General features: G+C 69.7%; 20 protein-coding genes. 12 read left to right on the forward strand and 8 right to left on the reverse strand.

The window, feature by feature from the left end; all coding sequences use genetic code 11:
- Positions 1-151: 151 nt before the first annotated feature.
- From ACZ5WE_RS08190 to ACZ5WE_RS08200, 3 genes are all read right to left on the reverse strand, one after another.
- On the reverse strand, positions 152-637 hold the full coding sequence (locus ACZ5WE_RS08190) for a MarR family winged helix-turn-helix transcriptional regulator (RefSeq protein WP_467684595.1): 486 nt from the start codon (positions 635-637) through the stop codon (positions 152-154).
- Positions 638-876: 239 nt separating this feature from the next.
- Entirely contained in the window at positions 877-2,535 is a 1,659-nt protein-coding gene (locus tag ACZ5WE_RS08195) for an MFS transporter (protein ID WP_467684593.1), read from the reverse strand.
- A gap of 149 nt (positions 2,536-2,684) precedes the next feature.
- Positions 2,685-3,107 carry a secondary thiamine-phosphate synthase enzyme YjbQ gene (locus ACZ5WE_RS08200; protein WP_467684591.1) on the reverse strand — a complete coding sequence of 141 codons (423 nt, stop codon included), beginning with the start codon at positions 3,105-3,107 and terminating at the stop codon, positions 2,685-2,687.
- 101 nt (positions 3,108-3,208) lie between these two features.
- On the opposite strand from ACZ5WE_RS08200, the gene ACZ5WE_RS08205 reads away from it, so the two are divergent.
- The 6 genes from ACZ5WE_RS08205 (at position 3,209) to ACZ5WE_RS08230 (ending at position 8,494) form a co-directional block, all read left to right on the forward strand.
- Positions 3,209-3,292, forward strand: coding sequence for a putative leader peptide (locus ACZ5WE_RS08205; protein ID WP_363206664.1), 84 nt, complete (start codon positions 3,209-3,211; stop codon positions 3,290-3,292).
- 120 nt (positions 3,293-3,412) lie between these two features.
- A complete protein-coding gene (locus ACZ5WE_RS08210) occupies positions 3,413-4,273 on the forward strand; it encodes an ABC transporter permease (RefSeq protein ID WP_467684590.1) in 861 nt (286 codons plus the stop codon).
- Positions 4,246-5,022: an ABC transporter ATP-binding protein gene (locus ACZ5WE_RS08215; protein WP_467684588.1), complete on the forward strand. Its 777-nt coding sequence runs from the start codon at positions 4,246-4,248 to the stop codon at positions 5,020-5,022. The genes ACZ5WE_RS08210 and ACZ5WE_RS08215 overlap by 28 nt, the downstream gene beginning before the upstream one ends.
- A gap of 56 nt (positions 5,023-5,078) precedes the next feature.
- On the forward strand, positions 5,079-6,122 hold the full coding sequence (locus tag ACZ5WE_RS08220; protein ID WP_467684586.1) for an ABC transporter substrate-binding protein: 1,044 nt from the start codon (positions 5,079-5,081) through the stop codon (positions 6,120-6,122).
- Positions 6,123-6,124: 2 nt separating this feature from the next.
- On the forward strand, positions 6,125-7,333 hold the full coding sequence (locus ACZ5WE_RS08225) for an LLM class flavin-dependent oxidoreductase (RefSeq protein WP_467684584.1): 1,209 nt from the start codon (positions 6,125-6,127) through the stop codon (positions 7,331-7,333).
- Between the two features lie 51 nt (positions 7,334-7,384).
- The gene (locus ACZ5WE_RS08230; protein ID WP_467684582.1) at positions 7,385-8,494 is read left to right on the forward strand and encodes an NAD(P)-binding domain-containing protein; all 1,110 of its coding nucleotides are present in this window, start codon (positions 7,385-7,387) and stop codon (positions 8,492-8,494) included.
- Between the two features lie 60 nt (positions 8,495-8,554).
- On the opposite strand, the gene mltG is transcribed toward ACZ5WE_RS08230, so the two are convergent.
- Together mltG and ACZ5WE_RS08240 are read right to left on the reverse strand one after the other, a co-directional pair.
- Positions 8,555-9,394, reverse strand: a complete 840-nt coding sequence (gene mltG, locus ACZ5WE_RS08235; protein ID WP_467685180.1) for an endolytic transglycosylase MltG — start codon at positions 9,392-9,394, stop codon at positions 8,555-8,557.
- A 46-nt stretch (positions 9,395-9,440) separates the two neighbouring features.
- The gene (locus ACZ5WE_RS08240) at positions 9,441-11,258 is read right to left on the reverse strand and encodes an ABC transporter ATP-binding protein (RefSeq protein WP_467684580.1); all 1,818 of its coding nucleotides are present in this window, start codon (positions 11,256-11,258) and stop codon (positions 9,441-9,443) included.
- A gap of 116 nt (positions 11,259-11,374) precedes the next feature.
- Between ACZ5WE_RS08240 and ACZ5WE_RS08245 the strand changes: the two genes are divergently transcribed.
- The 3 genes from ACZ5WE_RS08245 (at position 11,375) to ACZ5WE_RS08255 (ending at position 16,388) form a co-directional block, all read left to right on the forward strand.
- On the forward strand, positions 11,375-11,818 hold the full coding sequence (locus tag ACZ5WE_RS08245; protein WP_467684578.1) for a MarR family winged helix-turn-helix transcriptional regulator: 444 nt from the start codon (positions 11,375-11,377) through the stop codon (positions 11,816-11,818).
- Between the two features lie 18 nt (positions 11,819-11,836).
- Positions 11,837-14,755: an FAD-binding and (Fe-S)-binding domain-containing protein gene (locus ACZ5WE_RS08250; protein WP_467684576.1), complete on the forward strand. Its 2,919-nt coding sequence runs from the start codon at positions 11,837-11,839 to the stop codon at positions 14,753-14,755.
- Positions 14,756-14,918: 163 nt separating this feature from the next.
- On the forward strand, positions 14,919-16,388 hold the full coding sequence (locus ACZ5WE_RS08255; protein WP_467684574.1) for a Gfo/Idh/MocA family protein: 1,470 nt from the start codon (positions 14,919-14,921) through the stop codon (positions 16,386-16,388).
- On the opposite strand, the gene ACZ5WE_RS08260 is transcribed toward ACZ5WE_RS08255, so the two are convergent.
- Entirely contained in the window at positions 16,327-17,763 is a 1,437-nt protein-coding gene (locus ACZ5WE_RS08260) for a cation:dicarboxylate symporter family transporter (protein ID WP_467684572.1), read from the reverse strand. The genes ACZ5WE_RS08255 and ACZ5WE_RS08260 overlap by 62 nt on opposite strands.
- Before the next feature lie 196 nt (positions 17,764-17,959).
- Entirely contained in the window at positions 17,960-18,700 is a 741-nt protein-coding gene (locus ACZ5WE_RS08265) for a L,D-transpeptidase family protein (protein ID WP_467684570.1), read from the reverse strand.
- A gap of 272 nt (positions 18,701-18,972) precedes the next feature.
- Here ACZ5WE_RS08265 and ACZ5WE_RS08270 point away from each other — a divergent pair, with 272 nt between their 5' ends.
- Both ACZ5WE_RS08270 and ACZ5WE_RS08275 read left to right on the forward strand, forming a co-directional pair.
- Positions 18,973-20,808, forward strand: a complete 1,836-nt coding sequence (locus ACZ5WE_RS08270; RefSeq protein ID WP_467684568.1) for an ABC transporter transmembrane domain-containing protein — start codon at positions 18,973-18,975, stop codon at positions 20,806-20,808.
- The gene (locus ACZ5WE_RS08275) at positions 20,805-22,586 is read left to right on the forward strand and encodes an ABC transporter ATP-binding protein (RefSeq protein ID WP_467684566.1); all 1,782 of its coding nucleotides are present in this window, start codon (positions 20,805-20,807) and stop codon (positions 22,584-22,586) included. Before ACZ5WE_RS08270 ends, ACZ5WE_RS08275 begins: the two co-directional genes overlap by 4 nt.
- Before the next feature lie 166 nt (positions 22,587-22,752).
- Here ACZ5WE_RS08275 and ACZ5WE_RS08280 read toward each other — a convergent pair whose 3' ends face one another.
- The gene (locus tag ACZ5WE_RS08280) at positions 22,753-23,547 is read right to left on the reverse strand and encodes a metal-dependent hydrolase (RefSeq protein WP_467684564.1); all 795 of its coding nucleotides are present in this window, start codon (positions 23,545-23,547) and stop codon (positions 22,753-22,755) included.
- On the opposite strand from ACZ5WE_RS08280, the gene ACZ5WE_RS08285 reads away from it, so the two are divergent.
- Positions 23,546-26,182, forward strand: coding sequence for a DEAD/DEAH box helicase (locus ACZ5WE_RS08285; RefSeq protein WP_467684562.1), 2,637 nt, complete (start codon positions 23,546-23,548; stop codon positions 26,180-26,182). The two genes, ACZ5WE_RS08280 and ACZ5WE_RS08285, sit on opposite strands and share 2 nt — an antisense overlap.
- Positions 26,183-26,212: the final 30 nt, after the last annotated feature.

Consider the following 26,212-nt stretch of genomic DNA (forward strand, 5'->3'; position numbering starts at 1 on the left):
CGGACAGAAAAAACACTAGCCAGCACGCCAAGGGGAAAGCAATTACTTAAGGGAATCTGTGACGGCCTCCACAGATCCACATAAAGAAAACCTCAGAAAGGGATTCTATAATTCCAGTTGCACCGGAACAATTACGGAATTCGGCCGAACGTCACTCGCAGGCGATCACGCGCGGCCAGCGGTCGGCGAGCAGATCACCGAGCAGTGCCCGCAGCCGGTCGCGATCCTGTGCGGGCACGGCGGACAGGAAGTCCCGCTCCACGGCGTCCACTGCGCGTCCGGCCTGCTCAAGGGCCTCGCGGCCGCCGTCGGTGAGGCGCAGGATGTAGCGCCTGCGGTCTGCCGGGTTGCGCCGCCGCTCCACATGGCCGGCCCGCTCCATCTCGTCGATCAGAGCCACCATGGTCGTCGGGTCGAGGTGGAGGAGTCGGCTGAGATCCTGCTGAGACAGGCTCAGATCGCTTTCCAGCGCCGCGAGGACGTAGAAATAGCGCAGGCGCATGCCCTGCGCCATGAGGACCCGCTCCGCGTCCTCCATGAGGATCGATCCGGCCTTGTTCAGCAGATAACCGGTCCTGCGGACGAGGGGGAAATCGAGCCCGGCGGATTGCGCCGGGACGGGCGTCGCCTCTGTCATCCGGGCCGTCCCCTTTGCTTCTGAGCGCTTTGAAAGCAACTGAGAGCTGCTGAGCGCTGCTGAGATGTCGGTGAAACGACCGGCCCGGGGAGGCTGTTGCTCGGTGATGTCGAACATCCCCTGCGGCGATCGTCGATCACGTCAAGGGTACTGGCGGTGACACCGGCCTCCAAGGCCGGTGTCACCCAGGGTGCGTGCCGCGCCCGGTAGGGCGGGTGGCCAGGCCGTCCCCGACCGGGCTACCCATCTCCCCCGGCTCGCACGGGCTGGGCCACGGCCGGCACTCCGGCGCTCTCGTCTCCCAAGAGCCCTTGCGCGTCCGCGCCGTTCACCTCTGCCCCGTTCTCGATGTTCCCGCTCTCGCCCCGGGCGCTCTCGTGCAGATCGCGCGTACGGACGAAGGCGAATCCCACGAGCGCGCCGACGGCGGCGACGACCGCGCACACGAACATCACATCCGTCAGCCCGTCCACGAAGGCGGTGCGGGCGGCTGCTTCGAGTGCGGGAGCCATCCCGGCGGGCGCACGGCCGGCCGCCTCCGCGCCACCGCCCGCCGCCACGGCCTCGCCGAACTCGTGGGCGGACGCGCCCAGTTGCCTACCCGCATCGGACTGCGCGAAGAGGTCGCTCACCCTGCCCTGGAACGCGGCACCGAAGCCCGCGATGCCGATCGCGACGCCCACCTGCTGGAACGTCTCGTTGATCCCCGATGCCATGCCCGCCTTGGACGGTTCCACGACGGCGATGGACAGCGACGCGCGCGGCGGATTGAAAAGCCCCATGCCCAGGCCGATCCCGAACATGCTCGGCAGCAACGCGGTCCAGGACGTGTCCGGCCCGCTGAGCGCGACCAGGGAAAGCCCGAGGGCGATGAGGGCGAGGGACGTCCCCATCAGCAGCCGCTGCGGCACCCGGGTGGTCAGCGACCCCGATATCGCCGCGGCGACGAACAGCGTCGCCGTCAGCGGAAGGAACCGAAGGCCGGTCTCCCAGGGCGAGTACGCAAGGACGTTCTGCACGTACGACACCAGGAGGAAGATCGCGGACATGGTCGCGGCGGCGCACAACAGCGTCACCACCGACACCCCGTTGAACGTCCTGTTCCTGAACAACGACAGCTGGAACATGGCCTGTTCACCGCGACGCCCCTCCACGACGCCGAACGCCGCGAGGAGGACCACGGAGGCCACGAACATGCCGACGATGGGCGCGCTGCCCCATCCCTCGGCCTCTCCGCGCAGCAGCGCGAGCACGAGCAGCGTCAGCGCGCCGGTGAAGAGCACCAGACCCCACCAGTCCACGGCGGGCGCCGACTCCGCACGGGACTCGCGCATCCGCAGCGTGCTCACGGCCATGGCGAGGAGCCCGACCGGAATGTTCACCAGGAAGATCCAGCGCCAGCTCAGCCCGTCGGTGAGCGCACCCCCGATGAGCGGGCCGAAGGCGATGGACAGGCCGACCACACCACCGAAGATGCCGAAGGCCCTGCCTCGGTCCTTGCCCTGGTACTCCTGCCCGATCAGCGCGGGGCCGACGGCGAACAGGACTGCTCCCCCGAGCCCTTGGACCCCGCGCGCCACGGCCAGGACGACGGCATCGTTCGCGAGGCCGCAGGCGAGCGAGGCCGCCAGGAACACGACGAAGCCGATGTTGAAGACACGCTTGCGCCCCAGGCGGTCGGCCAGCGATCCGGCCGTCAGCAGCACAGCGGCGAGACCGAGGGCATAGGCGTCGAGCACCCACTGGAGCGAGGTGAAGCTCGCATCGAACGCATCCCTGATGTCGGGCAGCGCCACGTTCACCACGGTCAGGTCGAGCAACAGCATGAACGTGGCCACACACACCACGGCCAGGGTCCACCCCCGCCCGCCCACCGACGTCGTTCGTCCGGACATCATTCCCCCGAAATCAGAATGATCAGTTTCTCAAATCATCGATTTTTCCAACGATTCGAGAAACTACGAACGCCCCGGGCGCCTGTCAACGGACCACCCGTGTCTCGGCCATGATCCGACCGCGATCCGTCCGGAAACCGCCTGGCAGCCCCTCACCCGAGGAACGACAGCCGCACCTCGCGCCGGGGATTGTCCCTGTTCGTGTCCACCAGGCACACCGACTGCCACGTCCCCAGCTCCAGGCGCCCCTCCACCACCGGCAACGTCGCATGCGGCGGCACCAGCGCGGGCAGGACGTGGTCGCGGCCATGGCCGGGGCTGCCGTGCCGGTGCTGCCAGCGGTCGTCGGCCGGGAGCAGGGTGTGCAGCGCGGCCAGCAAGTCGTTGTCGCTTCCCGCGCCCGTCTCCAGGATCGCGACGCCGGCGGTCGCGTGCGGGACGAATACGTTGAGCAGGCCGTCACGGCCGGCCGCCGCCTTACTCAGGAAGCTCTGGATGTCGTCGGTGAGGTCGAAGACCGTCTCCGCCGAGCCAGTGGTGACGTTCAGGACACGGGTGGTGAAAGCATCGGACATGGGGCCATCTTCCCTCACGCCGCTCCCATTCACTGATATGCGGCGTCCGCCTTTCGAGACGACATTGACCGTACGCGGACGATCTGGCTACGTTCTGCGGCATGTTGCGTTCAGCCCTGCTCACCACGCGCGGTCACATCGACCTGCTGCGGGTGGCCTCTGCTGCGTGTCCCCGCGGCTGCTGACGCCTCCTCAGCCCGCTTTTCTCTCTTCGCTCTTCTCTGCCCTGCTGCCCTCGCGCGGTTGATGTCGCCATCCCGCGCGTAGGCCCTTCGGGCACCCCTCCCTCCTGCCGTGGAGCACCCATGAGCATCAGCCATGCCCCGCCGAGTCCCGTACCCGATATTTCGGAGATATCGAGGTACGACCTCGTCCCCCTCACCCCCTCATCCACCCGCCGCACCCGCGTCCCCCGCTGGCTGCGCCGCACCTCCGGCCCCCTGGCGCTCCTCGCCCTGTGGCAAGTCCTGAGCTCCACAGGGGCGTTGCCCCAGGACATCCTCGCCTCGCCGGGGACCATCGCCGGCGTCGCCCGTGATCTCCTCGCCGACGGTTCACTGACCTCCGCCATGGGGGTCTCCCTCCAACGGGTCGCGGTGGGGCTCCTGCTCGGCACCGTCGTCGGGACCTCGCTCGCGCTCGTTTCCGGGCTTTTCCGCGTCGGCGAGGACCTCGTCGACGCCAGCGTGCAGATGCTGCGCACCGTGCCGTTCGTCGGGCTCATCCCGCTGTTCATCATCTGGTTCGGCATCGGCGAGGCACCCAAGGTCGCCATCATCACGTTGGGCGTCTCCTTCCCGCTCTATCTGAACGTGTACGCGGGCATCCGCGGGGTCGACTCACAGCTCATCGAGGCCGGGGAGTCCCTCGGGCTCTCGCGGTGGGGGCTCGTGCGGCACGTCATCCTGCCGGGCGCGCTGCCGGGTGCGATGACCGGGCTGCGGTACTCCCTGGGCATCGCCTGGCTCGCCCTCGTCTTCGCCGAACAGATCAACGCGGACTCCGGGATCGGCTTCCTGATGGTCCAGGCGCGTGACTTCCTGCGGACCGACGTCATCGTCGTCTGCCTGATCGTCTACGCCTTCCTCGGCCTCATCGCCGACTTCATCGTCCGTACCCTCGAAAGGCTGCTGCTGCAATGGCGACCGACGTTCACCGGCCGGTGACCCCCCATGCGCCCACGACTCGGGCCACTTCGGCCGTACGGGTCCAGGAGCTGACCCGCTCCTTCGACGGGCGTGCCGTCATCGATCACCTTGACCTCGACGTACGGCCGGGCGAGTTCGTGGCGCTGCTCGGGCGCAGCGGCTGCGGCAAGTCGACCCTGTTGCGCATCCTCGCCGGGCTCGACCGGGACATCGAGGGGACGGTCCTCGTGCCCCGCCGCAAGGCCGTGGCGTTCCAGGCACCCCGGCTCATGCCCTGGAAGCGCGTGTGGCGCAACGTCCTGCTCGGGCTGAAGGGAAAGCCCGAACGCGGCGTCGCCGAGCGGGCGTTGGAGGAGGTCGGCCTCAAGCACCGCACGAACGCCTGGCCCAAGACGCTCTCCGGCGGCGAGGCGCAACGCGCCTCCCTCGCCCGTGCCCTGGTGCGCGAGCCCGATCTGCTGCTGCTCGACGAGCCGTTCGGCGCGCTCGACGCGCTCACCCGCATCAAGGCCCAGCGTCTCGTCGACGAACTGTGGCAGCGACGCGGCTGCGCCGTCCTGCTCGTCACGCACGACGTGGAGGAAGCCGTGCTCCTGGCCGACCGGGTGCTCGTCATGGACGACGGGGTCATCGCGTACGAGACCGAGATCGATCTGGACCGGCCGCGCGGCATCGCCGATCCGCGCTTCGCCGAGCTGCGCGCCGAGCTCCTGCAGCGCCTGGGCGTCGACGCGCACGACTCCGCGGAAGCCGTGGCCGCGGCGTGAACCCTCCGCATGCCCACTCCCCCGTGAACAGCACGAACGGACCGAACGGACTCACCATGCGACGACACATCGCCGCCCCCGCCCTGCTCCTCCCCCTGGCCCTGCTGCTCGCCGCCTGCTCCGGCTCCTCCTCCGCCAGCACCTCCTCCGGCGGCTCCGGTGGCGGGACCGACGGCCAGGGTTCGCTCACCCTCAACGTCGGTGACCAGAAGGGCGGTTCGGAGGCCGTGCTGCGCGCGGCCGGGGAGCTCGACGACCTGAAGTACAAGATCCGCTGGTCCACCTTCACCTCCGGGCCGCCCCTCCTGGAGGCCGTCAACGCCAAGGCCGTGGACATCGGTGCCGTGGGCAACACGCCGCCTGTCTTCGCCGCCGGAGCGAACTCGAAGATCTCCGTGGTGGCCGCGACCCACGGCACCGCGGCGGGCGAGACGATCCTCGTCCCGAACGGCTCGGAGCTGAAGAAGACCGAGGAGCTCAAGGGCAGGTCCATCGCCGTGGCGCAGGGATCGTCGGCGCACTACCAGCTGATCGCGTCCCTCAAGAAGGCCGGGCTCGGCTTCAAGGACGTCAAGGTCAAGTATCTCCAGCCGGCCGACGCGCTGGCCGCGTTCACCAGCGGAAAGGTGGATGCCTGGGCGGTCTGGGACCCGTACACCTCGCAGGTCCTCGAAAGCAGGAAGGGCCGCGTCCTGACCGACGGTGACGGTGTCGTCAACGGCCTCGGCTTCCAGGTGGCAGCGCCCGGCGCACTCAGGGACAAGAAGAAGTCCGCGGCGATCGACGACTACCTCAAGCGGCTGCGCAAGGCCCAGGACTGGGTCTACGACCACCCGGAGGCGTGGGCGAAGGTCTGGGCGAAGGACACCGGGCTGCCCTACGAGGTCGCGCTCGCCGCGGTCAAGCGCACCAACGGCACCCGGGTCCCGGTGGCCGTGGACAAGAACGTGATCACCTCCGAGCAGGAGATCGCGGACACCTTCGCCGACCAGAAGCTCATTCCGCGCCGCATCGATTTCGGCGACTTCGTCGACACCCGCTTCAACGGCGACCTGCCGCCCTCGACCAGCAAGCCGCGCACATACCGCAAGGAGTCCTGACGATGACCGTCCACCTCAACTGGTTCCTGCCGACCGGCGGCGACGGCCGCACCCTCGTGGACCGGCACGCCTACACCGACGGCGGCATCAAGCGCTCGCGCGTCACGCCGGTCAGCGGCGTGCGAGCCCCCGATATCGACTATCTGATCCAGATCGCCAAGGCCTCCGAGCAGTTGGGCTTCGAGGCGGTGCTGACCCCGACCGGCACCTGGTGCGAGGACGCCTGGCTGACGACGGTCGCGCTGGCCCAGCACACCGAGCGGCTCAAGTTCCTGGTGGCGTTCCGGCCCGGTGTCATATCGCCGGTGCTCGCCGCGCAGATGGCGGCCACGTATCAGCGCATCACGCGCGGGCGGCTGCTCCTGAACGTCGTCACGGGCGGCGACTCGACCGAGCAACGGCGCTTCGGCGACCACCTCGACCACGATCGCCGTTACGCCCGTACCGATGAGTTCCTGTCCGTCGTACGAGGCGTGTGGGGCGGCAAGCCCTTCGACTTCCACGGCGAGCACTACGACGTGGAGGGCGGTCTGACCGCGCTGCCTCCGGACCCGCTGCCGGAGATCTTCTTCGGTGGTTCGTCGGCGGCGGCCGGTCCTGTCGCGGCGCGGCACACGGATGTGTATCTGACGTGGGGCGAGCCGCCCGAGCAGGTCAAGCAGAAGATCGACTGGATTCGTGGTCTCGCCGAGGAGCAGGGGCGCACGGTCCGGTTCGGTATCCGCCTTCACACCATCTCGCGTGATTCCGCCGCCGAGGCGTGGGCCACGGCGCACCGGCTGCTCGACGACCTCGATCCGGACACCGTCGCCGCCGCCCAGCAGGCGCTCGGACGCAGCGAGTCGGTCGGCCAGCAGCGGATGCTCGCGCTGCACGGCGGTTCCCGCGACGATCTGGAGATCTCGCCGAACCTGTGGGCGGGCGTCGGGCTCGTACGGGGCGGCGCTGGCACCGCGCTCGTCGGCAGCCACGCGGACGTCGCCGACCGGATCGAGGAGTATCACGCGCTGGGGGTCGAGCACTTCGTGCTTTCGGGCTATCCGCATCTGGAGGAGGCGTACTGGTTCGGCGAGGGTGTGATCCCGGATCTGGCGGCGCGCGGGCTGCTGCCCCGGATTCCGGTCTCGCGGTTGTCCGGACTGCCCGCGGCGAACGGGCGCCCGGCCTCCGCTCCGGGCGGCGCCCCGCTGCTGGTGGCGGGCGGGCGCTGACCCGGAGGGCTGCGCGGGAAGATCCCGCGCCCCGATGGAGTTAGTAGAAGCGTGAACGACATCGGGGCGCGGGACGCGGCCGCACACGAAGCGGCGCAAGAGGTGGACGCGGTGGTCATCGGCGCCGGGCAGGCGGGCCTGTCCAGCGCGTACCACCTGCGCAGGGTCGGTTTCGAGCCGGACCGGGACTTCGTCGTCCTGGACCACTCACCGCGCCCCGGCGGCGCGTGGCAGTTCCGCTGGCCCTCGCTCACCTACGGGAAAGTGCACGGCATGCACTCGCTCCCCGGAATGGAGCTGACCGGGGCTGACCCCGCGCGCCCTTCGTCAGAGGTCATCCGGGAGTACTTCGAGGAGTACGAGCGGCGCTTCGACCTGCGCGTGCACCGGCCCGTCGACGTACAGCGGGTGCGCGAGGGCGACGGCGGGCGTCTGCTGGTCGAGACGTCGGCCGGGACCTGGGCGACGCGGGCGCTGATCAACGCCACGGGCACGTGGGACCGGCCGTTCTGGCCGCGCTACCCGGGGCAGGACACCTTCCGTGGGCGGCAGTTGCACACGGCGGTCTATCCGGGGCCCGAGGCGTTCAAGGGGCAACGGGTGATCGTCGTGGGCGGTGGGGCCTCGGGCACCCAGCACCTGATGGAGATCGCTCCCTTCGCCGCCGAGACCACCTGGGTCACCAGGCGCCCGCCCGTCTTCCGCGAGGGCCCGTTCGACGAGAACTGGGGGCGCTCGGCCGTCGCCATGGTCGAGGAGCGGGTGCGGCAGGGGCTCGCGCCGCAGAGTGTGGTGTCGGTGACGGGGCTGCCCGTCAACGACGCCATCCGGCAGGCGCGGGCGGACGGGGTGCTCGACCGGCTCCCGATGTTCGACCGCATCACGCCGAGCGGCGTCGAGTGGGACGACGGGCGGCGCGTCGACGCCGACGTCATTCTCTGGGCCACCGGATTCCGAGCAGCCATCGATCACTTGGCGCCGCTGCGGCTGCGCGAGGCGGGAGGCGGCATCCGGATCGAGAGCACCCGCGCCGCCGCCGACCCGCGCATCCACCTGGTGGGGTACGGGCCCTCGGCCAGCACGATCGGCGCGAACCGTGCGGGGCGGGCGGCAGTGCGGGACATCAAGCGGCTCCTTGAGGACGTGCCGGTCCCGGTGTGACCGCAGGGCGCGGCGCTCGTGCCGCCATCCGAGCGCCGGGCTCGAGCACGTCGGGTGTTCTCAGCCGTCCTGCTTCTTCTGGTCCTTGCTCTTGTTCTTGTTGAATTCCGCCACGTTCTTCTGCTGTTCCTCGAAGCTCGCCGTGAAGCGGGTGTCTCCCGGCTTGACCGTCACGAAGTACAGCCAGTTGCCCGGCGTCGGACTCGTTGCCGCGCGCATCGCCTCCTCGCCGGGGTTGCCGATCGGGGTGGGGGGCAGACCCATGCGCGCGTAGGTGTTGTAAGGGCTGTTGATCTCCGTGTCGCGGTCACGGGTGTTCAGCGTCGAGCGGTTCAGGGCGTAGTTGATCGTCGAGTCCATCTGCAGCGGCATGCCCTGTTCGAGGCGGTTGAAGATGACGCGGGCCACCTTGCCCATGTCCGCCTTGGAGCCCGCCTCGGCTTCGATGATGCTGGCGATGGTGACGGTCTGGTAGACGTTCACGGCGTTGCGTTCGGCGCCGGCCGTGACCTGGCCGCCGCTGAACTTCTTGGCGGCCGTGTTCACCATGTACGAGAGCACGGACGCGGGGGTCGACTGGTCGCTGATGGGATACGTGGCCGGGAAGAGGTAACCCTCGGGGTTGCCGCGCGCGTCGCCGGGGAGTTTGAGGCCCGCCTTGGGAAGCGTCTTCTTCGTGGTGCCGGTCGGCACACCGAGGACCTTGTCGACGGCCCCGTACACCTGGCTGGAGCGCCAGCCCTCCGGGATGGTCAGTGACTCGGGGCGTCCGTCGTCGTCCGGGAGCAGCAGCGGTACCGACACGGCGGTGACCGCCGCGACGGCTCCGGTCGCGATCAGGGCGATCCGGCCCCGACGCGTCAGTCGAATCGTGCCCCGGCGCGGAGTCTTGGTCTGCAGCATGCGGGCACGATATCCCGCAAATGCGGACAAACCGTGCATATTTTCATGTTGCTGGCTCCAGTTGGGCGTCTCTTCGGACCAGGGCGGCGTAACGGCCGTCTCTCTCCAGGAGCTCCTCGTGGGTACCGCGCTCGGCGGTCCGGCCCGCGTCCAGGACCACGATCTGATCGGCGCCGCGGACCGTGGAGAGCCGGTGCGCGATCGTAAGCGTCGTCCGGTCGGCGGACAGGGCGTCGATGGCTTCCTGCACGGCGTGCTCGGTGTGCGTGTCCAGGGCGCTGGTCGCCTCGTCCAGGATGAGCACGGGCGGGTCGCGCAGGATCGTACGGGCGATGGCGAGGCGCTGCTTCTCGCCTCCGGAGAAGCGGTGTCCGCGCTCGCCGACCACCGTGTCGTACCCGTCGGGCAGGGACGCGATGTGGTCGTGGATCTGGGCGGCGCCCGCGGCCGCGATCAGTTCCTCGTCCGTGGCGTCGGGCTTGGCGAAGCGCAGGTTCTCGGCGATCGAGGCGTGGAAGAGATATGTCTCCTGGGAGACGACACCGACCGCACGGGCCAGCGTGTCGAAGTCCAGCTCGCGCACGTCGACGCCGTCGATCGTGACGCGGCCGCCCGTCACGTCGTACAACCGCGGCACCAGATAGCTGAGGGTCGACTTTCCCGATCCGGTGGGGCCGACGACCGCCAGGCTGCCGCCGGCGGGGACGGTGATGTCGATGCCGTCGAGGATCGGGCGGCTCCGGCCGTCGTCGCCGTCGTAGCGGAACTCGACGTCCTCGAAGCGGACTTCCCCCTTGATCTGGTCCAGGCGCACCGGGCGCTCGGGCTCGGTGATGTCGATGGGCAGGTCCAGATACTCGAAGATGCGCTGGAAGAGCGCGAGGGAGGTCTGGATCTGCACACCGGTGGACAGCAGGCTCACAGTGGGCCGGAACAGGCCCTGCTGGAGCGAGACGAAGGCGACGAGCGTACCGATCGAGACCGTCGGGCCGCCCATCTGGAAGGCGAGGCCCGCGGTCCAGTAGATGACTGCGGGCATGGCGGCCATGACGATCGAGATGACGGCCATGCGCCAGCGACCCGCCATGTTCGAGCGGACCTCGAGGTCGACGAGGCGCTCGGACTCGTCGGCGAAGGACTTGGTGAGCGAGTCGGCGCGACCCATCGTGCGGCCGAGCAGGATGCCGCTGACGGAGAGCGATTCGGTGACCGTCGCCGCCATCGCGGCCATCTGCTTCTGCCGCTGCGTGGCTATCTTCTTGCGCTCGCGGCCGACCCGGCGGCTGATCCACACGAAGACGGGCAGCAGGAGCAGCGAGACGACCGTCAGGCGCCAGTCGAGGGCGAGCATCGCGACGATCGTGGCGATCACGCTGGTGAAGTTCGAGACCAGGGAGGTGGCGGTGGAGGTGACCGTCGCCTGCATGCCGCCGATGTCGCTGGCGATGCGGGACTGGACCTCACCGGTGCGGGTCCTGGTGAAGAAGGCGAGCGACATGCTCTGCAGCCGGCCGTACACGGCGGTGCGCAGGTCGTGCATGACGCGCTGACCAACCGTCGTACTGATCAGGGTCTGCAGCACGCCGAAAACGCTGGTGACGACCGCGCTGAGAATCATCCCCAGGGCAAGCAGGCTCAGCAGGCCCGTCCGTCCCTGCGGGATCGCGGTGTCGAGAATCTCCTTCAGCAGGAAGGGAGTGGCGACCGAGACCAGGGAGGCGGCGCCGACCAGCAGGCCGACGATGGCGAGGCGGGCGCGGTAGGGGCGGAAGAGGCGCAGGATGCGGCGGATCTGCCGCGGCTGTTCCTCTTGGCCGGGGGCCGGCGGCTGCGGTGTCCACTTGGGTTCGTCGTGAGGCATGGGCTCCTACGGGAGGTGAGACGGCCGCCGACAGAGATACCACCGACGATGGATGAGCGATCCTAGCTCACTGTTACCTATGCTCACAATGCACAAGGTCCTGATAATGTTCCCGCATGACCACCCCGGACGCCGACGGACTGCTCGCCGAACAGCTGCTGCGGCTGAGTCGCAGGCTGCACCGCATCCAGAAGCGCCATCTGGTGCCGATCGGCATCACCCCGGCCCAGTCGCGCCTGCTGCGCACCCTCGTGCAGTACGACACCCCACCGCGTATGGCCGACCTCGCCCAGCACCTCGAAGTGGTCCCGCGTGCCGTGACGAGCCTGGTCGACGGCCTGGAGACCGGTGATCTCGTGCGTCGCGTCCCCGATCCCACCAACCGCCGGGTGATCCGCATCGAGCTCACGGACGCGGGACGCAAGGCTCTCGGAGAGCTGCGCGGCGCGCGCCTGGCCGCCGCGGAGGACATCCTGGCCCCACTGGACGCCGAGCAGCGGAAGCAGCTCGGCGGCCTGCTGAACGCGCTGTTCGCCGTGCAGGACGTCTCTAGCCGCTGACCCCGCCGAGGAGAGCTCATGCCGTTCCTGGAGCCCAAGCCGGAAGCCCTGCGCCCCGCGTCGCACCCGGAGGGCCCGGCCCCCGACCGGGTGCCGGACCGGCAGGCCAAGGGCACCCCCGAGCCACTGCGCTCCGAGCTGTCGGCGCTGCTCGGCGAGGACAAGGTCCTGACGAAGATCTCCGACCTCGTGCGGTACGCCTCCGACGCGAGCCCCTACCGCTTCGTGCCGCAGGTCGTGGTCGTCGCCGAGGACATCGACGACATCTCCGCCGTCCTGTCGTACGCGCACGGCAGAAGCCGCGAGGTCGTCTTCCGCGCGGCGGGCACCTCCCTCAACGGCCAGGCCCAGGGCGAGGACATCCTGGTCGACGTGCGCAAGCACTGGGCGGGCGTCGAGGTCATCGGCGGCGGAGAGCAGGCCCGCATCGGCCCAGGGACGACGATCCTGCGAGCCAACGCCACGCTCTCCCGGCACGGCCGGGTGCTCGGCCCCGACCCGGCGAGCGCCATCGCCTGCACGATCGGCGGGGTCGTCGCGAACAACGCCTCCGGAATGACGGCGGGCACCACGCGCAACTCCTATCGCACGGTGGCCTCGCTCACCTTCGTCCTGCCGACGGGCACGGTCGTCGACACGGCGGATCCGGACGCCGACGAGCAGCTGACACACGCCGAACCAGCCCTGTGCGAAGGCCTGTTGGCCATCAAGCGGGAGATCGAGGCGGACCAGGAGCTGACGGCCCGCATCCGCGCCAAGTACGAGATCAAGAACACGAACGGCTATCGCCTGGACGCGTTCCTGGACGGCGCGACACCCGTCGAGATCCTGCGCGGCCTGATGGTCGGCTCCGAGGGCACCTTCGGGTTCATCTCGGAGGTCGTGTTCGACACGCTGCCGCTGGACCGGCACATCACCACGGCCCTGCTGTTCTTCCCCTCCCTGCCGGCCGCGGCTGCGGCCGTCCCCCTGTTCAACGAGGCGGGCGCACTGGCCGTCGAGCTGATGGACGGCAACACCCTGCGCGCGTCGACCAGCGTGGCGGGTGTGCCCGCCGACTGGGCGCGGCTCCCGAAGTCGGCGGCCGCGCTCCTGGTGGAGTTCCGCGCACCGGACGAGGCACGCCAGGAGGCGTACGAGGCTGCGGCCGCCGAGGTGGTCGAGGGGCTCGAACTGGTCGTACCGGTCGCCTCGGTGACCAACGCCTTCACCCGCGACCCGAAGACGATCGGGGGCTACTGGAAGGCCCGCAAGGCGTTCGTGACGGCGGTCGGCGGCTCGCGCCCCTCCGGGACGACGCTGATCACCGAGGACTTCGCGGTGCCACCGTCCCAGCTCGCCGACGCCTGTGCGGCCCTCCTCGAACTCCAGACTCGGCACGGCTTCGACGCCGCCGTCGCGGGGCACGCCGCGCACGGCAATCTGCACTTCCTGCTCGCGTTCGACGCGGCCCTCCCGACGGACGTGGAGCGCTATGCCGCGTTCATGGACGAGTTCTGCCGGCTGACCGTCGAGCGCTTCGACGGCTCACTGAAGGCCGAGCACGCGACGGGCCGCAACATCGCACCCTTCCTCGAGCTCGAATGGGGCCCGAAGGCCACGGAGTTGATGTGGCGGACCAAGCAGGTCATCGATCCTGATGGGGTGCTCGCGCCGCGCATCGTCCTCGACCGCGACCCGAAGGCCCATCTCCGCGGCCTCAAGACCATCCCCAAGGTGGAGCTGATCGCGGACCCCTGCATCGAGTGCGGATTCTGCGAACCGACCTGCCCCAGCGAGGACTTGACGACCACTCCGCGCCAGCGCATCGTGCTGCGCCGCGAAATGATGCGCCAGGCCTCCGGGTCCCCGGTCGAGGAGGGCCTGGTCGAGGCGTACGGATACGACGCCGTGGACACCTGCGCCGGAGACTCCACCTGCAGGCTGGCCTGCCCAGTGGGCATCGACACGGGCGCTCTGATGAAGGACTTCCGGCACGCACGGCACTCGCCCCGCGAGGAGAGGACAGCCGCCCTCGCCGCCAGGAACTTCAAAGCGGTCGAGGCCGCCGCACGCCTCGCGGTGGCCGCCGGCGACCGGATCAGCGACCGGCTCCTGACCTCGGTGACGCGCGCCGCGCGCAAGGCCGTCCGCCCCGATCTGGTGCCCGAGTGGCTGCCGGTCATCCCGGGGGCGGCAGCTCGCAAGCTGCCGCGCACCACGCGCGTGGGCGCGAGCGCCGTCTACTACCCGGCGTGTGTCAACCGCATCTTCGGGAGCCCGGGCGACCGATCCCTGCCGGAGGCCATGGTGGCCGTCTCCACGCGCGCGGGAAGGCCCGTCTGGATTCCGGACGACGTCGCCGGGACGTGCTGCGCGACGATCTGGCACTCCAAGGGGTACGACGAGGGCAACGCGGTCATGGCCAATCGCATCGTCGAGGCGGCCTGGGGCTGGACGGCGGGCGGCAGGCTGCCCCTCGTCGTGGACGCCTCGTCCTGCACGCTCGGTATCGCGCACGAGGTCGTGCCCTATCTCACCGCCGACAACCGTCAGTTGCACCGGGAGCTGGACATCGTCGACTCCCTCGTCTGGGCCGCGGACGAGCTGCTCCCCCACCTGCGCGTCTACCGCACGGTCAGCTCCGCGGTCCTGCACCCCACCTGCTCCATGAGCCATCTCGGCGACGAGGCCCAGCTGCGCGCCGTCGCCGAGGCCTGTGCGGACGAAGTGGTGGTCCCGGACGACGCGGGTTGCTGCGCCTTCGCGGGCGACCGCGGCATGCTGCACAAGGAGCTGACGGAGTCGGCCACCCGCAAGGAAGCGGCCGAAGTCACCGCGCGCCCTTTCGACGCGCACCTCTCGGCGAACCGCATGTGCGAGGTCGGCATGGACCACGCCACGGGCCGTGCCTACTACTCCGTACTCCTGGAGCTGGAGCGCGCGACGCGTCCGTGAACACCCCGAAACGCCTCACAGCCGGGCCGCCCGCACGAGGCGTCTCGCACGAGGGCGCGAAATAAATCCAACTCCCTGGCCACTTCGGTCCCTTGCGCCACGCTCGTCCCCCCATCAGGGTGGCATCCGTTCCAGCGCAGGCATCCAAAGCCACGGAGGTCCGATGCACGACGAGCACGCGACACCGAACCCTGACGAGTCCGCCACCCCTGACGAGTCCGCCGACGGCACCTCCCGCCGCGCCGTGCTCCGCACCGCCGGCCTCGCCGGAGCCGGGCTCGGTCTCGGTGCCCTCGCCGGCGGCACGGCCCACGCCGACGCCCCGCAGGGCGTGCCCGCGGCGCCCGCGGCCGCGGGCACGGCCGCTCAGGCGCCGCCCCGCAAGGGCAAGACCATGATCGGCGTACCGTTCGAGCGGCGTTCCACGGTGCGTGTCGGCATCGTCGGGCTCGGCAACCGCGGCGGCAGCATGATCGACCTGTTCCTCGCGGTCCCCGGGGTGAAGGTGGTCGCGCTCTGCGACCCGGTCAAGGACAAGACGGCGGCCGCCGCGAAGAAGGTCACGGACGCGGGGCAGCCCGCCCCGGCGACGTACACCAAGGGCGATCACGACTTCGAGAACCTGTGCAAGCGCGGTGACATCGACTTCGTGTACGTGGCGACGCCCTGGGACTGGCACTTCGACATGGCCAAGTCGGCGATGCTGAACGGCAAGCACGTCGGCGTGGAGTGTCCCGTCTCCCTCCAGCTCGACCAGCTCTGGGAACTGGTCGACCTCTCCGAGCGGACCCGCAGACACTGCATGCAGTTGGAGAACTGCTGTTACGGCAAGAACGAGATGCGTGTCCTGCGCATGGCGCACGCGGGCAAGTTCGGCGATCTGCTGCACGGGGCCGGCGCCTACAACCACGACCTGCGCGGCCTGATGTTCGACCCGGACTACTACGAGGGCCCGTGGCGGCGCCTGTGGCACACGCGGCTGCGCGGCGACCTCTACCCCAACCACGGCTTCGGCCCGGTCTCCAACTACATGGACATCAACCGCGGCGACCGCGTCACGCACATCTCCAGCTTCGGCACGCCCGCCCTCGGTCTCGCCGAGTACCGCAAGGCGCACATGCCCGCGGGCGACCCGAGCTGGAAGGAGACGTACATCGAGAGCGACCGCACCATCAGCCTCGTCCAGACGGCGAAGGGGCGGGTGATCCGTCTGGAGCACGACGTCTCGACCCCCCACCCCTACAGCCGCATCAACAGCCTCGGCGGCACGAAGGGCGTCTTCGAGGACTACCCCGAGCGCATCTACATCGAGCCGGACCACACGAACGACGAGTGGGGTGACTTCGCCAAGTACGCGGACGAGTACGACCACTGGCTGTGGAAGGAGCACTCCAACCCGCCGGGGGGGCACGGCGGCATGGACTACATCATGATCTTCCGTCTGATGCAGACCATGCAGCTCGGCCTCGTACCGGACTTCGACGTCTACGACGCCGCGATCTGGACCTCGCCCGTCCCCCTGAGCCATCTGTCGATCAAGGCGAAGGGCGCACCGCAGGAGATCCCGGACTTCACTCGCGGGCTGTGGAAGAAGGCGCGTCCGGGAGTGGACTCCCAGAAGCCGCAGGCGTAAGGGACTTGGGCCCGGCGGTGCTCACATCGGCGCTGCCGGGCTCCTCCTGCGACGCGGCGGTCTCAGCCTGCTCCGGTACGAAGGGGATCTCGCCGCCGAGCACCTTCTTCGCCCGCGCCGTGTCCAGCGCACCTTCCCAGCGCGAGACCACGAAGACGGCGACGCAGTTGCCGAGCAGGTTCGTGGCGACGCGCATGGCGTCCATGATGCGGTCCACACCGAGCAGCAGGGCGACGGCGCCGGCCGGGATGACCCCGAGCGCGGAGGCGGTCGCGGACAGCGCCAGGAACGCCGAACCGGGCACGCCCGCCATGCCCTTGCTGGTCAGCATCAGGACGAGGACGACCGTGATCTGCTGGCCCAGGCTCAGGTCCACGCCCACGGCCTGCGCGATGAACAACGTACCGACGGAGAGGTAGATCGAGGCCCCGTCGAGGTTGAAGGAGTACCCCGTCGGCAGGACAAGGCCCACCGCGTCGTCGCGGCAGCCGGCCTGGCGCAGCTTCTGCATCATGCGCGGCATGACGGCTTCACTGGAGGCCGTGCCGAGCGCGAGCAGCATCTCCTCGCGCGTGTAGCGGACGAACTTCCACAGGCTCAGGCCGGTCAGGGCCTTCAGGGCGACCCCGAGCAGGACCAGGAAGAGCAGGGCCACGGCGTAGCAGACACCGATGAGCTTGCCGTACGTCGACAGGGCGCCGAGCCCGTACTCCCCCACCAGGTGCGCGGTCGCACCGAATACGGCGAGCGGTGCGAGCTTCATGATGAAGCCGACGATCGCGAAGACGACCTCCTGGCCCTGCTCGATGGCGGGCAGGATCGCGGGGACCTTCGTGTTGCCCAGGTGCAGCAGGGCGGCGCCCACCAGGCAGGACAGGACGAGGACTTGGAGCAGCGAGTTCTCGGCGAAGGCGCCGATGGCGCTGTCGGGCAGCGAGTGCAGGATGAACTCGCTCGTCGAGGGAAGTTCACCGCCGCCGGTCTTCTCGTCGACGGCCGACGCGTCGAGTGTGGAGGGGTCGACGTTCATGCCGGTGCCGGGGCTGACGAGGTTTCCGGCGACCAGGCCGACGACCAGGGCCACGGTGGTGGCGACCTCGAACCAGATGAGGGCCTTGATCCCGATGCGGCCGAAGGCCTTGAGGTCTCCGGCCTTGGTGATTCCGGCGACGACCACGCAGAACACGAGCGGGGCGATCATCGCCTTGATGAGACGTACGAAGCCGTCGCCGAGCGGTTGGACGGCGGTGCCCGCGTCGGGCCACAGCCTTCCGACGAGGACTCCGAGCACCAACGCGCAGGCGACCTGCGCGAACAGCGAGGTTCGCAAGGTGCGTGCTACGCGTCGCGGCAGGGACGGTACGGACTGCGGCACGGGCACTCCTGTAGTGAGGCTTCAAGTAGCTTCTGCCATGCGGAAATTTCTTTCCGCGCGGCGTCACTATGGCGGAGCGCTCGCTTCCGGAAAAGACCTCCAGATCACATCGGTGAAAATCTTGGATCTTGCTCCAACTCCCCGGAGCCGGGCATGCCGAGGCACGCTCCGGAACACCGTCTCGGAGCGCGAAGGGCTAGCCCTTCAGATTCGCCTTGTCGCCCATCAGCACCACCGGATGCTGCTTCGGGTCGAGGTTCTCGAGGAGGTACTCCATGCCCGGCTTCGACAGGCTCACGCAGCCCGACGTGCCGCTGCCGTGGTCCATGTGCAGCCAGATGCTGCCGCCCTTGGACTGGCCCTGGGGGCGGGACGGGTCGTTGGGCGGGGTGCCCTTGGCGCGGTTGTAGTCGATCGCGATGACGTAGTCGAAGTCGTGCCAGTGCGTCTTTGGCCAGTAGTGCGGGGCCTGCATGGACGTGCTCTGCGTGTACGGGAACTTCGCGCCCGGGTCGGCGAGGACGCCGCCCGCGTCGGTGAGTGTGAAGACGCCGACCGGGCTGCGCTTGTCGTTCTCGCGGTGGTCGGTCGTCCAGCCCTTCTTGCCGTTGTGCGCGGCCCAGCTGCGGGTCTTGTCCCAGGTCGAGCCGGACTTCTCGTACAGGACGACGGTGGACTTCGCCGAGTCCTCGCCCTCTCCGTAGACCGCGACGACCTGCCGGGAGTTCTCGGGGATCTTGTTCTGCAGACGGTCGCCCACATCGGGGATGCGCTTGAGGTCGGTCGTCGCCGACGCCTCCGCTCTTTTCGCCCGGCCCGCGCCCTCGTCGTTCTTCGCTCCGGCCTTCGCCCCGCCGTCCGAGCTTCCGCAGGACGTCAGGAGAACACCGCAGGCCGCGAGGGCGGCCGCCGTTCGCACCGCACCGGCTATACGCATCCGCCCATGGTCGCACTCGGTTCACGTGAGCCGCCCCGGCGCCCGGCCCCGGGCGGAGAAGGGGCCGAATCTTTACTCCAGGACGGAAAATCGTTTGCTTCGCGCCACCGTGCGAGGCGAACCTTTCACGGCGTGTTACCGCCGCTCGATGTCGACTTCTCCCCCATATGGAGCCGCTGTCCCGCCCGTTCACCGCCGTCCGTTCACGCCGGCACGCTCCGCCGAACCGACGGCCCGTCTCTTTCGACCCCGACCCTGGGACGTCACACGTCATGCAGATTCGCGATCTTCCGTTCACCGACCCGGGCATGCCGGATGCCCGCTCGGGCCCCCACTTCCTGCGCTGGCTCGGGCGGAACCAGCTCGACGGCCAGCTGAAGTCCCTCGCCTGGGGCCTGCTGCACTTCGGCTCCATCGCGGTGCTCCCCTACCTCGTCGGCCTCGCCGTGCAGGCGGTGGTCGACCGCTCCGGGGAGCGGCTCGCCGTCGCGGGCGGGGTGATGCTCCTCTGCGGAATCGCCATCGCCCTCGGCGACACCATGCTGCACCGCACGGCGGTCACCAACTGGATCACCGCGGCCGCTCGCGTCCAGCAGCTGCTCGCCCGCAGGACCGCACAGCTCGGCTCGGCGCTCACACGGCGCGTCGCCGCCGGTGAAGTGGTCGCGGTGTCCACCGGTGACGTCGAGAAGATCGGCTGGTTCGTGGAGGCCATCTCACGGTTCACGGCAGCCGCGCTCACGGTCGTCTTCGTCTGCGTGGGCCTCGTCGTGTACCAGCCCGCTCTCGGCGTGGTCGTCGCGGTGGGCGTGCCGGTGCTCGCGCTCGCCGTGCTTCCGTTGCTGCCGCGCGCCACCCGGCGGGCCGACCACCAGCGCGAGAAGGCCGGGCGAGCGACCGAACTCGCCTCGGACACCGTCGCCGGGCTGCGTGTGCTGCGCGGCATCGGCGGCGAGGAACTCTTCCTCGACCGCTACCGCCGCGCCTCGCAGGAAGTGCGTACGGCCGCCGTGCGCAGCGCCCGGATGTGGGCGGCGATCTCGGCGGTTCAGGTGCTGCTGCCGGGGCTGCTCCTGGTCGTGGTCGTCTGGCACGGCGTGAACCTGGCCCGCGAAGGCCGGATCACCATCGGCGAACTGGTCACCGTCTACAGCGCGGTCACGATGCTGACCTACCCCTTGCGGCACTTCGAGGAGATCGCGATGGCCTACAGCTTCTCGCGCCCCTCGGCCAAGCGTGCCGCGCGGGTGCTCTCGCTCCAGCGCACGACGTGCGCCGGTGACGAGCAGACGGCGAGCACCGACCACGCGGGGGGCGGAGCACGCGGGGACGCTCCGACGCCCACGGGTGATCTCTACGACCCGGCGACCGGGCTTCTCGCTCCCTCGGGCCGCCTCACCGCCGTCGTGTGCGGCGACCCGGACGAGGCGGGACGGCTCGCCGAACGCCTCGGCGGACACGCGACGTTCGACGACGCACAGGAGCTGGCGTCCGTACTGCTCGGCGGGGTGCCGCTCGACGAGGCGCCGCTGGCCACCGCCCGCACCGCAGTCCTCGTCCAGGACAAGGACCCCGTGCTGCTGTCCGGCACCCTCCGCGCACTCCTCGACGTACCGGCATCGGGAGCGGTGAGCGCCGACGAGGCCCTGGAGGCCGCGCAGTGCGCCGACGTCCTGGACGCTCTGGCGCAGGGTTCGGTGGGCGAGGCCCCGCTGGACGCCCATGTCACCGAGCGCGGACGTTCCCTGTCGGGAGGGCAGCGGCAACGGCTCGCGCTGGCCCGCTCGTTGATCACCGACCCCGAAGTCCTCGTACTCGACGAGCCGACGTCCGCCGTCGACTCGCACACCGAGGCGCGGGTCGCCGACGGCATCAAGGGGCTGCGCAAGGGGCGTACGACCGTGGTCCTCACATCCTCGCCGCTCCTCCTCGACCGCGCCGAGCGCGTGGTCTTCCTGCACGAGGGCGAGGTCGCGGCAGTGGGCGTGCACCGCGAGCTGGTGCGCAGCGAGCCGCGCTACCGGGCGGTCGTGACGCGTGAGACGGACGAGGAACAAGCCTCCGTGCACCTGACCGACATCAAGATCGACATTGAGGAGACGGCATGATCGGCCTGGCGCCACCGGAGTACGACCCGGCGGCCCCGACCACCGCGGACACCCTGCCCGTGGGCGCACCCGCGACAGTAGGGGCGTACGTACGCGAGCTGGTCAGGCGGCACCGCCGGGCCTTCGCCCTGCTCATCACGGTCAACACCTGCGCCGTGATCGCCTCGATGGCCGGTCCCTACCTGCTCGGCGATCTGGTCGAGAGCGTCGCGGACAGCGCCCGTGACCTCCATCTGGGGCGCACCATCGGCCTCTTCGCCGTTGCCCTGCTCGTGCAGGCCTTCTTCGTCCAGCAGGTGCGGTTGCGCGGCGCGATGCTCGGCGAGCGGATGCTGGCCGATCTGCGCGAGGACTTCCTCGTGCGCTCGGTCGGGCTGCCGCCGGGTGTGCTGGAGCGGGCCGGGACGGGGGATCTCCTTTCGCGGATCACCACGGACGTCGACCGGCTCGCGAACGCCATGCGGGAGGCGGTGCCGCAGTTGGCGATCGGCGTGGTGTGGGCCGGGCTCCTGATCGGCGGTCTCGCCGTGACCGCGCCACCGCTCGCGCCCGCCATCCTCGTGGCGGCGCCGCTCCTTGTCGTCGGCTGCCGCTGGTACTTCAAGCGGGCTCCCTCCGCCTACCGTTCGGAGGCCGCGGGATACGCCGCTGTCGCCGCCGCCCTCGCCGAGACCATCGACGCGGGGCGCACGGTGGAGGCGCACCGGCTCGGAAAGCGCCGCGTGGAGCTGTCGGAGCGCCGTATCAAGGAATGGACGGCATGGGAACGACACACTCTCTACCTGCGCTCCGTCCTCTTCCCGGTCATCACCTTCACCCACACCATCGTGCTCTGCTCCGTCCTGGTGATCGGCGGGGTGTTCGTCCTGCACGGCTGGATCGGCGTCGGCCAGCTGGCCACGGGCGCGCTGATCGCGCAGATGCTCGTCGACCCGCTGGGAATCATTCTCAGGTGGTACGACGAGCTTCAGGTCGCCCAGGTCTCGCTGGCCCGCCTCGTCGGCGTACGGGACATCGAACCGGACGCGGGCGACAGCTCCGTCACTCCTGACGGACGCGATGTACTCGCGGACGACGTGCACTTCGGCTACCGCGCGGGCGTCGACGTCCTGCGGGAGGTGTCCCTCGCCGTCGAGCCGGGCTCGCGCGTCGCCCTGGTCGGCCCGTCCGGCGCGGGCAAGTCCACGCTCGGCAGGCTGCTCGCCGGGATCTACGCACCGCGCGAGGGCCACGTGACGCTGGGCGGGGCGGAGCTTTCGGCCATGCCCGCGGAAGATGTCCGCTCGCACGTGGCGCTGGTCAACCAGGAGCATCACGTCTTCGTGGGCTCCCTGCGCGACAACCTCCTGCTCGCCAGGGCCGGGGCGCGGGACGCCGAACTGTGGGCGGCGCTCGGCGCGGTCGACGCGGACGCCTGGGCGCGGGCCCTGAGCGAGGGCCTGGACACCGAGGTGGGCTCGGGCGGTTTCGCCCTCACCCCCGCGCAGGCCCAGCAGATCGCGCTCGCCCGCCTGGTCCTTGCCGACCCGCACACCCTGGTCCTCGACGAGGCGACCTCGCTCCTCGACCCGCGCGCGGCACGCCACTTGGAACGCTCCCTCGCGCGCGTCCTGGACGGCCGCACCGTCGTCGCCATCGCCCACCGCCTGCACACCGCGCACGACGCGGACGTCATCGCGGTGGTCGAGAACGGCCGGATCAGCGAGCTGGGCAGCCACAACGAGCTGGTGGGGGCGGGCGGCGCGTACGCGGCGCTGTGGCGCTCCTGGCATGGCTAGTCATCCGCCGCGGGTGACCGGCTAGTCATCCGCGGCGGATGGCCAGTCGGTCATCCGCGGCGGGCCGAAGCCCTTCTCGCTTCGCGCCCGGCGTGGGGCACCACCGAGCCCGTTGCGCCCGTGGCACCGCAGCGTCGATCTCAGGCCGGCAGGCCTCGCCCCCCACTCAGATGAAGTTGAGCGCGGCCGCGCCGCCCACTCCCCCGAGCAGCATGAAGACCGGCATCAGCACCTTCAGCTCGACCCAGCTGCCCGCCCGGAACCGCATCAGCTTCGGCGGTCCGATGGGGTACCAGCGCTTACGGCCGATGGGGATGGGCCACAGGATCGGGCAGCCGGAAACGGTGAGCGCGTCCCCGATGTCGTGCACCAGGGCGCCGAGCACGATCGGTAGTCCCAGCCACAGATACTCCTGGCCCGGCGCGGTGAACAGCCAGTCCGCGCCGTTCCCGGGCTTGTCCAGGACTCCGGCGAGGATCCAGGCGCTCGTCGCGGCCAGCAGCCACACCAGCACATCGCTGCTCGACCCGCGCGCGGCCCGCCACAGCAGGCCTTCGATGGCGAGCACCATGTGGACGAAGAGCAGCGCGAGGACCGCCCAGCGGCCGCCGAAGATGGCGAGGGCTGAAGCACCCGCCCCGATGAGGACGGCCCACAGCCAGGTGTGCGTGAGGGTGCGGTGTCCACCCGCCCGGCGCGGGTCGCCCTGCTTGCGGGTCGCCTTGTAGACGGCGGCCGAGAGCTTGTCGACGATCTCGCAGAGGCCACGGGAGACGGGTCCGAAGGCCCGCGAGATGGTCGCCGACTTGTGATCGAGGTCGGGTGCGAGGGCGGCCCCGGCGCAGATCAGGGCTCCGACGAGGAGAACCGGCCAGGGCATCGTGTGCCCGGCGGCCGCCGCGGCCGCCCCGACGCCGAGCCAGGCCGCCGCCCCCGACAGTGAGTGTGCCGGACCCATCATGGCTGTTCCCCGCCCCATTTCTGTTGTGCTGACGCCCCGTTGGCCACACAGCGTAGCGTTCGTGATCTTCGTGCGAGCCGCCGGTTCCCGGATCGGGACAGAAGGAAGGCAAGATGGGGGTGTGACCCTTATTGATCAGCTGCCGCCGGATGCCGACCCCGATGCCCTCTTCGAAGCCTTCTCCTCGTGGGCCGAGGAGACGGGGATCACTCTCTATCCGGCTCAGGAGGAGGCGCTGATCGAGGTGGTCTCCGGAGCCAACGTGATCTTGTCCACGCCGACCGGCTCCGGAAAGAGCCTGGTCGCGGCGGGCGCGCACTTCACGGCGCTGGCCCAGGACAAGGTCACCTTCTACACGGCTCCGATCAAGGCACTGGTGTCGGAGAAGTTCTTCGACCTGTGCAAGCTCTTCGGCACCGAGAACGTCGGCATGCTGACCGGTGACGCGTCCGTGAACTCCGACGCCCCCGTCATCTGCTGCACGGCCGAGGTCCTCGCGTCGATCGCGCTGCGGGACGGCAAGAACGCCGATGTCGGCCAGGTCGTGATGGACGAGTTCCACTTCTATGCCGAGGGCGACCGCGGCTGGGCCTGGCAGATCCCGATTCTCGAACTGCCGCAGGCGCAGTTCATCCTCATGTCCGCGACGCTCGGCGACGTCTCGATGTTCGAGAAGGACCTGACGCGCCGCACGGGACGCCCCACCTCGGTGGTCCGCTCCGCGACCCGCCCCGTCCCCCTGTCGTACGAGTACCGCCTGACGCCGATCACGGAGACGCTCACCGAGCTCCTGGAGACCAAGCAGGCGCCGGTCTACATCGTGCACTTCACTCAGGCACAGGCCGTCGAGCGCGCGCAGTCGCTGATGAGCATCAACATGTGCACGCGGGAGGAGAAGGACAAGATCGCCGATCTGATCGGCAGCTTCCGCTTCACCACCAAGTTCGGCCGCAACCTCTCGCGGTACGTGCGCCACGGGATCGGCGTGCACCACGCGGGCATGCTGCCCAAGTACCGGCGGCTCGTCGAGAAGCTGGCGCAGGCAGGTCTGCTGAAGGTCATCTGCGGCACGGACACGCTGGGCGTCGGCGTCAACGTCCCGATCCGCACAGTGCTGTTCACCGCCCTCACCAAGTACGACGGCACGCGCGTACGCACGCTGCGCGCCCGGGAGTTCCACCAGATCGCGGGCCGCGCGGGACGCGCGGGCTTCGACACCGCGGGCCTCGTCGTGGCACAGGCGCCCGAGCACGTCATCGAGAACGAGAAGGCGCTCAACAAGGCCGGCGACGACCCGAAGAAGCGCCGCAAGGTGGTGCGCAAGAAGGCCCCCGAGGGCTTCGTGGGGTGGACCGAGTCCGGCTTCGAGAAGCTCATCGCCTCCGAGCCCGAGCCGCTGACCTCCCGCTTCCGCGTCACCCACACCATGCTCCTCGCGGTGATCGCCCGCCCGGGCAACGCCTTCGAGGCGATGCGTCACCTCCTTGAGGACAACCACGAGCCCCGCAAGCAGCAGCTGCGGCACATCCGCCGCGCCATCGCCATCTACCGTTCGCTGCTCGACGGCGGAGTAGTGGAGAAGCTCGACGAGCCGGACGCATCGGGCCGCATCGTGCGTCTGACGGTCGACCTCCAGCAGAACTTCGCACTGAACCAGCCGCTGTCGACGTTCGCACTGGCCGCCTTCGACCTGCTCGACCAGGAATCCCCTTCGTACGCCCTCGACATGGTGTCCGTCGTCGAGTCCACCCTGGACGACCCGCGCCAGATCCTCGCCGCCCAGCAGAACAAGGCGCGCGGCGAGGCCGTGGCCCTGATGAAGGCGGACGGCGTCGAGTACGAGGACCGCATGGAGCGCCTCCAGGACGTCACGTACCCCAAGCCTCTGGAGGAGCTGCTCTTCCACGCGTACAACACCTACAGGACGAGCCACCCGTGGGTCGGTGACCACCCGCTCTCCCCCAAGTCCGTGATCCGCGACATGTACGAACGGGCGCTGACCTTCACGGAGTTCACGTCCTTCTACGAGCTCGCCCGCACCGAGGGCATCGTCCTTCGCTACCTCGCGAGCGCGTACAAGGCCCTTGAGCACACCATCCCGGACGACCTGAAGTCCGAGGACCTGGAAGACCTCATCGCCTGGCTCGGCGAGATGGTCCGCCAGGTCGACTCCAGCCTCCTCGACGAGTGGGAACAGCTCGCCAACCCCGAGGTGATGACGGCGGAGGAGGCCCAGGAGAAGGCCGACCAGGTCAAGCCGGTCACGGCCAACGCCCGCGCCTTCCGCGTCCTGGTCCGCAACGCGCTCTTCCGCCGCGTGGAGCTCGCCGCGCTCGACCACGTCGAGGAGCTGGGCGAACTGGACGCCGATTCCGGCTGGGACGCGGACGCCTGGGGCACGGCCATGGACAAGTACTGGGACGAGTACGAAGATCTCGGCACCGGCCCCGACGCGCGCGGCCCCAAGCTGCTGCTCATCGAGGAGGACCCGGAGCACGGTCTGTGGCGCGTCCGGCAGACGTTCGCCGACCCGAACGGCGACCATGACTGGGGTATCAGCGCGGAGGTCGATCTCGCGGCTTCCGACGAGGAAGGCCGCGCCGTCGTCAGGGTGACCGACGTCGGCCAGCTCTGACGGCTGACAACTGACAGCTGACAATTACTG

The sequence above is a fragment of the Streptomyces sp. NPDC033180 genome (assembly GCF_055577645.1).